Here is a 3,586-nt window from a genome sequence, read left to right on the forward strand (position 1 = left end):
CTCCCCTGCCTGAAGGCAGGGGGCTCCGCGCCAAAATGTGATGAATTCGGCTGCCGCTTTTGAAATCGTTTTTATCCTGTTTTTATTTGGGAATTTTGTCCTCAAATACTATCTTGACCGCCGTCAGGTCCAATCGATCCTGAGGAATCGCGGGGCGGTCCCTCTCGCCTTCGCCGGCAAAATCTCTTTGGAGGCCCATCAAAAAGCCGCTGATTACTCGGTTGAGCGAATTAAGTTCGGTCAGCTCACTCGCATCACCGACTTAGGCTTTGTTTTAATCGCTACCTTCGGCGGACTGATTCAATGGATCTACGGAGAAGTCTACGGTTGGTTCGGCGCAGATATTTTGGCCCAGATCGTTATTATTTTGGGCTACGCACTCCTTTCTTCTCTGATCGACCTTCCCTTCTCCTGGTATTCGACATTTAGGATTGAAGCAAAATACGGCTTTAACACTACGACTCCGGCACGCTTCGTCAAAGACCTTCTTCTTTCAGGGATATTAAGTTTGATTCTAGGTATTCCCATTCTCTCGGCTGTTCTTTGGATTTGGAATGCAGCAGGAGCTTTCTGGTGGTTCTGGGCTTGGCTCGCCTACATCTTCTTCATTCTGGCGGTCCAATGGATATATCCGACTTTTATCGCTCCGCTCTTTAATAAATTTACTCCTCTGCCCGAAGGCGAACTCAAAAGCCGATTGGAGGGACTGCTTAGCCGAATCGGGTTTGCCTCTAAGGGCCTGTCTGTTATGGATGCCTCTAAACGAAGCGCCAAGGGGAACGCCTACATGACCGGTTTTGGGAAAAATAAGCGCATTGTATTGTTCGACACACTGCTCAGCAAAATGACGCCGGAAGAAACCGAAGCGGTCTTGGCTCACGAACTGGGACATTACAAGCTGCACCATATCTATAAGATGATGGCTTTCAGCTTTATCTTCTCGCTGCTTTTCTTTTGGATACTCTCCGTCCTTGCGGAATGCTCATGGTTCTATGAAGGCTTAGGGGTCAACCTTTCGCACGGAGCAAGCCACGGAGTCGCCCTGATCCTCTTCTCTGTTGCGGTTCCGGTTTTCTTGTTCCCGCTTGCTCCTCTGACGAGCCTGTTTTCACGCAAACATGAATTTGAAGCCGACGCGTTTGCCGTCCGGTACAGCAGCGGAAGTGCCCTCATTAGTGCATTAGTCAAGCTTTTCTCCGACAATGCCGCTACGCTGACACCTGATCCGCTGTACTCGGCCTTCTATTCTTCTCATCCGGATGCAGCGATCCGAATTGCAACGATCCAGAAAGAAATGAGTAAGTGAGAGGCTATGAAAGAGCAGGTTTGGTTTAAAGCGCGTGTTATTTCTTCGCACGGCAAACACAGCTTTGTCGAAAAGGAAGACGGCACGGTTCTGGAAGCAACCCGAAAAGGTAAAAAAGTCGACCTGGCTGTTGGCGATATCGTTGAATGTTTGCAAACGTCCCCTGAACAAGTTTCGATCCAAAAAATCGAACCAAGACGATCTTTGCTTTATCGCAGCGACGAACTAAGGACCAAACCTCTAGCTTCCAACATTGATCAGGTTGCCGTCGTCTTTGCGACACGGCCATCCTACAACCCCCATTTCATCTGGAAAGCAATGCTGGCGGCTGAAACAGCTGATATCCATATCCTTATGATACGGAATAAGACCGACTTTACAGCTGACGAAGCCCTTGTCCGCCCCTTCATTGAACAGCTCAAAGAGCTCGGGGCCGAGGTTGTGGAGGTTTCCGCAACTACAGACCCGGAAGGCACTGTTAAGTCCCTCGAACCTCTTTTTAGAGGCAAAGTGACGCTTTTGATCGGGCAATCCGGTATGGGAAAATCGACCATTTTGAATCTCTTAGTCAAAGACGCAGGCCAAAGGACCCAGGAATACTCAGTCGCTTTGAACCTCGGAAAGCAAACTACCACGGCAGTTCGGTGGTTTAACTATGAGGGCGGTGCTATTGTTGACTCCCCTGGGTTCCAGGAGTTCGGTCTTTCTCACTTAACGCTTAATGACATTATGCGGGGTATGCCCGAGATCAGAGATCGGGTGGAATACTGCAGATTCACGAATTGCCGCCACTTAAATGAACCCGGCTGTGCGGTTAAGACCGCGGTAGATAAAGGCGAAATTGATCCTGAACGCTATGCTTTTTACAAAGAGCTAGCCGAAAAAGCCATCGCCGCAGAGAAAAACAATTATTAAGAAATTCACCTCCATATCCATTCTCCGGCGGAAGCCGGCTATTTTTTCTAGAACTTTTTACGCTCCCTCATCCGCATAACGATTGTCTACATATCTGGTCAAAACACTTTTCATGCCCAAGGAAATTAAGAGAAATCATCGCATCAACATGCGATTCTTGTACGAACAATTAGCTTTAAATACCATATTTAAGGTATTTTAAGAAGAAATGCATAAAGACAATAAGTGATACAAGATAATATTAAGAAAAAGTAAGCACATTAAGTGTCAAGACTTTAATTACCAAAATAGTCGTTCACCGACAAAATCATCCAAATGCCGTTGTTGAGCAGACAAATATTTGTTATACAAATTAAAATCTCCTATAACCATTGAAACTGTTGGCTTACCAAATTAGTTTTAAAACTGACAAATGCTTTCTTTCCGTTAGCCCACAAAGGAAATTACATTTGCTATTACAAATTATTACATTTTAGTTCGAATTATTTTCCACATAAATTAAGTTTTTATAAAAATTCGTAAGGCCAATAACGACGGGCTTTCTAGTAATAATCCATATATATTTTTACTAGGACTTAATTGTTTTTTTGAACAATTATACCGTCTTTATGGTATGCATTAATATGGGTTTCTACTTGCCCACCTCGGGAATTCCCGATATGATGAACACATCGAAAACGAAAACACAGTTAGTTTTCAACAGCAAGATTAGAACAGTTACATGGGAGATAGAAAATGTTAAGAACTCGCCGCACACCGAAAGACAGAGCAGCCTTCCCGACCGAATTGCCGTCCGGACTCAGAATTCCTGCCGGTGTCTCTCCTGAAACCTATGCTTCTCACCGAGACGTTTTATCCGTCCTGCTTCTTCGCTTTATGACCAGCCGCCTTCGCGCGATGTATCAGGCTTATGACGGAGATCTGACGCTCTGCCTGGTTCTCGGTGAAATCGCTTCCCGCAATACCGAACGCTTCTATGACGAACGCCGGGGCTACCAGCCCGCTTCCTTCAATGGCCAAAGACAGTACCTGCCCTGCAACGCCCTTTCAATTTCGGACGTTACCGGTATCCCGCGTGAAACCGTTCGCCGTAAGCTCGCCAAGCTCGTTGACCTGGGCTGGATTGAAAAGACTCCTGACGACATGTACGTCATCACCGACCGCATCGGTACCGTCTTTGCCGCCTTTGACGACAGCCAGACTTACGATCTGATGAGAACCAGCGAACAGATCAAGAACGTTCTTCAAAGTTAGTTGACTTAGAAGTAGCTGATTTTTCCAAAGCTTGAATGAATTGACCTCCGAAACCGGAGGTCTTTTTTTTGCAGCGGCCTAATCGAGTAGGGGAAGCTTTCACCTACCCCT

3 protein-coding genes are annotated in these 3,586 nt (G+C 46.3%); all 3 read left to right on the forward strand.

From position 1 onward, the window contains the following. Nucleotides 1-40 precede the first annotated feature (40 nt). The 3 genes from HMPREF9439_RS09845 to HMPREF9439_RS09855 all read left to right on the forward strand — a co-directional run bounded on the left by HMPREF9439_RS09845 (nucleotide 41) and on the right by HMPREF9439_RS09855 (nucleotide 3,475). Nucleotides 41-1,306, forward strand: a complete 1,266-nt coding sequence (locus HMPREF9439_RS09845) for a M48 family metallopeptidase (RefSeq protein ID WP_008811119.1) — start codon at nucleotides 41-43, stop codon at nucleotides 1,304-1,306. Between the two features lie 6 nt (nucleotides 1,307-1,312). Beyond that, nucleotides 1,313-2,221, forward strand: a complete 909-nt coding sequence (gene rsgA, locus HMPREF9439_RS09850; protein WP_008864733.1) for a ribosome small subunit-dependent GTPase A — start codon at nucleotides 1,313-1,315, stop codon at nucleotides 2,219-2,221. Between the two features lie 735 nt (nucleotides 2,222-2,956). Then, a complete protein-coding gene (locus HMPREF9439_RS09855) occupies nucleotides 2,957-3,475 on the forward strand; it encodes a cyclic nucleotide-binding domain-containing protein (protein ID WP_008811117.1) in 519 nt (172 codons plus the stop codon). The last annotated feature ends 111 nt before the right edge of the window (nucleotides 3,476-3,586 follow it).

The organism is Parasutterella excrementihominis YIT 11859, assembly GCF_000205025.1.
GTDB lineage: Bacteria > Pseudomonadota > Gammaproteobacteria > Burkholderiales > Burkholderiaceae_F > Parasutterella > Parasutterella excrementihominis.